Annotated in this window: 7 protein-coding genes; 1 reads left to right on the top strand and 6 read right to left on the bottom strand. The window is 67.8% G+C overall.

Annotation, left to right across the window (positions count from 1 at the left end; all coding sequences use genetic code 11):
* The 5 genes from ccmI to FV228_RS21425 all read right to left on the bottom strand — a co-directional run.
* A partial coding sequence (gene ccmI / locus FV228_RS21410; RefSeq protein WP_147856454.1) for a c-type cytochrome biogenesis protein CcmI occupies positions 1 to 243 on the bottom strand: 243 nt, incomplete at its 3' end.
* A 190-nt stretch (positions 244 to 433) separates the two neighbouring features.
* Positions 434 to 607, bottom strand: a complete 174-nt coding sequence (locus tag FV228_RS33300; RefSeq protein WP_187277851.1) for a hypothetical protein — start codon at positions 605 to 607, stop codon at positions 434 to 436.
* Positions 608 to 645: 38 nt separating this feature from the next.
* Positions 646 to 1,257, bottom strand: coding sequence for a hypothetical protein (locus FV228_RS21415; protein ID WP_147856455.1), 612 nt, complete (start codon positions 1,255 to 1,257; stop codon positions 646 to 648).
* A 10-nt stretch (positions 1,258 to 1,267) separates the two neighbouring features.
* Positions 1,268 to 2,686 carry a sensor histidine kinase gene (locus tag FV228_RS21420; RefSeq protein ID WP_147856456.1) on the bottom strand — a complete coding sequence of 473 codons (1,419 nt, stop codon included), beginning with the start codon at positions 2,684 to 2,686 and terminating at the stop codon, positions 1,268 to 1,270.
* A gap of 30 nt (positions 2,687 to 2,716) precedes the next feature.
* Positions 2,717 to 2,941, bottom strand: coding sequence for a hypothetical protein (locus tag FV228_RS21425; protein WP_147856457.1), 225 nt, complete (start codon positions 2,939 to 2,941; stop codon positions 2,717 to 2,719).
* Between the two features lie 99 nt (positions 2,942 to 3,040).
* Here FV228_RS21425 and FV228_RS21430 point away from each other — a divergent pair, with 99 nt between their 5' ends.
* Positions 3,041 to 3,625 (top strand): GNAT family N-acetyltransferase, encoded by a 585-nt coding sequence (locus FV228_RS21430; RefSeq protein ID WP_147856458.1) that lies wholly within the window; start codon positions 3,041 to 3,043, stop codon positions 3,623 to 3,625.
* Between the two features lie 242 nt (positions 3,626 to 3,867).
* Here FV228_RS21430 and FV228_RS21435 read toward each other — a convergent pair.
* Positions 3,868 to 4,413: 2-methylaconitate cis-trans isomerase PrpF family protein (locus FV228_RS21435; RefSeq protein WP_246693981.1), on the bottom strand; the 546-nt coding region annotated here is incomplete at its 5' end.

Consider the following 4,413-nt stretch of genomic DNA (forward strand, 5'->3'; position numbering starts at 1 on the left):
GGCCCGCAACAGCCGCCGGGCAGCCTCGGCGCGGGCGGTCTCGGCCTCGTCCGGAGCGATCAGGCCGCGGTCCAGATCGCGGTCGATCTCGGCGATCTGATCCTCGTAGAACGCGGTCTCGGTATCGACGCTGGAACTGCCGCCCTCGCCGACCGGAACGGCCGTGCGCCGCGACATCGGCCAGAGCAGGCCGAGCACGGCCGCAGCGGTCATGCCCGCCAGGATGAACCAGATCGCCGTCATCAAAACTCGGAAACTCTGCCGTGGTCCAGTCGGGGAATGCGTAACGCAAGAGTCCGCTTGATGGACGAACCTCTTCGCCGCTGACATCTGTCGGCGCGGACCTTCGCTTGCGGGGCCGGTTCCGCAAAAGCAATAAAAAACCCCGCTCGTGCGGGGTCGACGAACACAAAGTCCGTGAACGTCGCCGCGATCAGGGGCGCTTGCCGGTGCCTGGCCGCCGATCCGTCCGAAGGCGCTCAAGCTGCTTCAGCGCCCGGTCGCGGTCACGCGCCGTCGTTTCAGCGTCTCGGGAACGAACGCCGTCGAAGACACGATCGCTGACGTAGAGATCGTCGCCGCGCGGATCCCGCAGGCCGATAGCCATGGCATTCTCCTGGACGACCAGTATCCTCCACACCGGCTTCAGCCTGTCAACGCGCGGCTGAGAATCCAAAACCTTCGGTCCCAAGGATCCGATCCCGTCTCGACGACGGCATATCCTTCGTCTTCCAGCGTCCGCGTCAGGAAGAGATCCTTCCGGAGCGCTTTCTCCGGCGGGTTGCGAGACTTTGTGACGCGGTAGATCAGCCATGGCCGCACATGTGCAACGAGCGCTCTCAAGCTCGCGGCGACGATTGGCATGACGAAGGGCCGGCACGCGTCCGGCAGGTACGGTCGCGCGTACGTCCTGTCCTGCGTCTCGTAGGTGGGCGTGTCGTCGGCGAGGCTGACGACTAGGATCGTGAAGGAGAATTCGTGAAACCGTGTGAGCTTGCGGCGCCACAGGACCGCTTGCGTGTCTGTCAGACGGGACTCCACCTGGACCAGCCTGTCAGTCACAGCGCAATAGGCCACCGGCACGAGAACGACGTGGGACGCGGTGTCCTCAGCTTCGACGCTCAATAAGGCCGGCACCCCGGAGATCACGGACACGAACGCCGAGATCTGATTCCGCAGCGGGACCGGCGAGGCAACCTTTGCAGCGATGACACTGCGGATGAGCGGCAGCGTCAACGCACCGCCCATCGCCGCCACGCACGCACCATCAATGGTTGGCCGGCCCGACCGGCGCGTCGCCCGGCACCTCCAACACCGCACGCAGGCCGCCGAGGGCCGCCTGCTCCAGGGTGAAGCGCCCCCGGTACAGGGCGGCGAGGTCCGCCACGATGGACAGGCCGAGGCCCGAGCCGGGCTTCGACTCGTCGAGGCGCCGGCCCCGGCCGAGCACGGCCTGGCGGGCCTCCGGGGGCAGGCCGGGGCCGTCGTCCTCGATGGCGACCACGAGATGGGGATAATCGTTCCGGGCCACCGCCTCGGCCCGGATCGCAACCCGGCCGTGGGCCCATTTCGAGGCGTTGTCGACGAGGTTGCCGACCATCTCCTCGAAATCCTGGCGCTCGCCCCGGAAGCGCAGGCCCGGGGGAACGTGGACGTCGTAGGCGATGTCCTTGTCCCGGTAGATCTTTCCAAACGTGCGCACGAGGCCGGCCAGGGCCGGCTCGACCTCCGTGGAGGTGCCCAGCGTACCGGCGAGCGCGGCCGCGCGGGCGCGGTCGAGGTGGTAGTTCACCTGGTCGCGCATCACCGCCGCCTGCTCGCGGATCTTCTGCGACAGCTCCTCCGGGGCGTCCGAGGCGCCGACCTCGTTGACGATGATCGAGAGCGGCGTCTTGAGCGCGTGGGCGAGGTTGCCGACCTGGGTGCGGGCGCGCTCCAGGATCTCCCGGTTGGTCTCGATCAGGAGGTTCACCTCGCCGGTGAGCGGGGCGATGTCGCGCGGGTAGGTGCCGGTGATCCGGTCGGCCTCGCCGCGGCGGACGGCGCCGAGCGCGGCGCGCATCTTCTTCAGGGGCGCCAGGCCGAACCGGATCTGCAGCAGCGTCGTGATCGCCAGCGACAGGCCGAGCAGCCCGAACGTGATCGTCAGCGAATTGCGGAACCGGTCGACGTCGTTGACGATCTCGTCCGCCGGGCCGGCCACCCGCACGGTGTAGCGGCCCTCCTCGCCGAGATCGACGTCGCGCTCCATGATCCGCAGCAGGCGGCCGTCCTGACCCTTGCCGTAGCCCTGGCGGATCTGGCCGACCCCGACCTTGCCGTCGGCATCGGTGGCGGGCCCCAGCGGCACGCCGACGAGCGAGCGCGAGGTGCGCAGGTCCCGGGGCTTCGCGTCGGGCTTGCCGACCTGCCAGTACCAGCCGGACAGGGGCAGATCGAAGCGCGGATCGCCGAGCGAGAAGGTCCGGCTCTCGGGATCGTTGGGGGAGACCAGGTCGGTGGCGAGGTTGTTGGTGAAGACCAGGAGCCGGCTGTCGAAGGCGCGCTCGGTGGTCTCCCGGTAGAGGGTCGTGAGGATCCAGGCCGCGATCAGCAGGATCGCCGAGCTCGACAGGAAGGCCGACACGGCCAGCCGCACCGCGATCGAGCGGCGGCGCAGGGAGAAGAGACCGATCAGGGTTTTCATCGACCCGAGGCTGGCTGGGGATGTGATGGGCTAGTCCCGCTTGATCGATTCACGCACCGCCCCGTGCGCGATCACGCCGCGCAGATCGTCGCCGATGCGGCGAGCGTCACCCCGCAGGGCCTCGGTCTCGTCGCGATGCGGATACCGGATCGGCTCGTATCGGAAGGACCAGAAGGACGCCAAGGCATCCAGGCGCGTCCACGGCTTGAACCGGCGTGTCCGCGACGCCGGACCGCGTCTGTCGGCGGGTGTCATAGCGAGGGGCAAATCCGTGGGGCGCAGACTGGCCTCATGTAGAACGATTGACGACAGCGCGACAACAACCGCACGCTCGGAGAAAGGACGACGCAAGACGTGGAAGTGATTCCTATGGAAACGCGGGATCTTGGGTTGGAGGAACCCCCTCCCCTCGGCCCCCTCGAACGATTGACGGAAGAGCATGAGCTGATCGGCTTCGCCGGAGGATCCGACGACGTCGGCGATCAGGCCGGTTGGCTCAGGAGCCAAGCTCTTGCGAACGATCGCGAGGGCTACACGCGCGCGTTCGTCGCCTGCTTTCCAGGCACCAAGCGCGTTGGAGCGTTCTTCGGACTGTCATCCGCTGTGGTAGCCCGAAGCAATCTCCCCAAGCGGGCGCAACCGCACGGAACGCCCAGAGTCGTGCCCGCGGCCTTGATCGGGCGCCTCGCCCTTCACGCGGACCTGCAAGGGCGCCGGTTGGGCCTAGAAATTCTCATCGCCGCGATCGAGCAATGCGTCGTGGCGTCCGAGCAGATCGCTTTCCGGTTGATCATCGTCGACGCCGCAAGCCCCAAGGCTCGGAGGCTTTATGAAAAAGTCGACTTTAGGCCGATCGCCAATCTGGAGCTTCCGAACCGGTTATTCTTACCGGTCAAAACAGCGACGGCGATGATCAAGCCTCAAACTGAGAAGCAGTAGCGCGTTCTGCTTGTGCCTAGCGTCGCCATGAGCGTGCGCGCGCAACAGCCTGCCTAGCGCCCTCCGAAGGTGCCGGCGGCGTATCGAGGACATCCGTCAGGGCATCGAAAGCGGCCTTCGACAGCAGTACAAGATGCGGATCATGCGCCGTCTGACGATAAGCGCCGACAGGCGCAGGCACGGTCTTGTCAACGCCGACGCGGCCGCTGACGAACGGCTTCACGGATCGCTGCCGATGGGTGCTATCTTTGACCGGTCGCTTGTTCATGAGACTCACCACCTGAAAGTGTAGCGCGTGTCCTCTCCATTTGCACCTGCGTGCGAGGCTCATAATACACCGCGCCCCGCATCAGTGGCCGCGCGGTGCGGAAGAACGCGCCGCGCTCCGCCCGCCAACCGTCCCCATCCCGCGAAACGGTGGCGTCCGCGGTGAGGATGCCCGAAGGCATGCCGACGCGCAGGGCGCCATCGCCGGTGGCGCGCGCGGCCTCGTGGACCAGGCTGCCCGCGATCCGGGCGGCCACCGCGAGGCACAGGGTGGCGGTGAGCGGCAGGGCCTGGTGCGGCACCCCGTTCGAGATCACCCGGGCGGTCAGGTCGACATCCCCGGCGCGGATCGCCGCCCCGGACAGGCTGGACGCATCCAGCGGCGGCGCGACCAGGCCGACGAACGGCACGTGGACGATCCGGGCTGCGGCGTCGAGATCCGGCGCGATGCCCATCGCCACCGAGGCGGCCCGGCGGATCCGCGCCAACCGGTCGAGGAGGCCGGGCACGGCGTCCAGGGC

It is taken from the genome of Methylobacterium sp. WL18 (genome assembly GCF_008040015.1).
GTDB lineage: Bacteria > Pseudomonadota > Alphaproteobacteria > Rhizobiales > Beijerinckiaceae > Methylobacterium > Methylobacterium mesophilicum.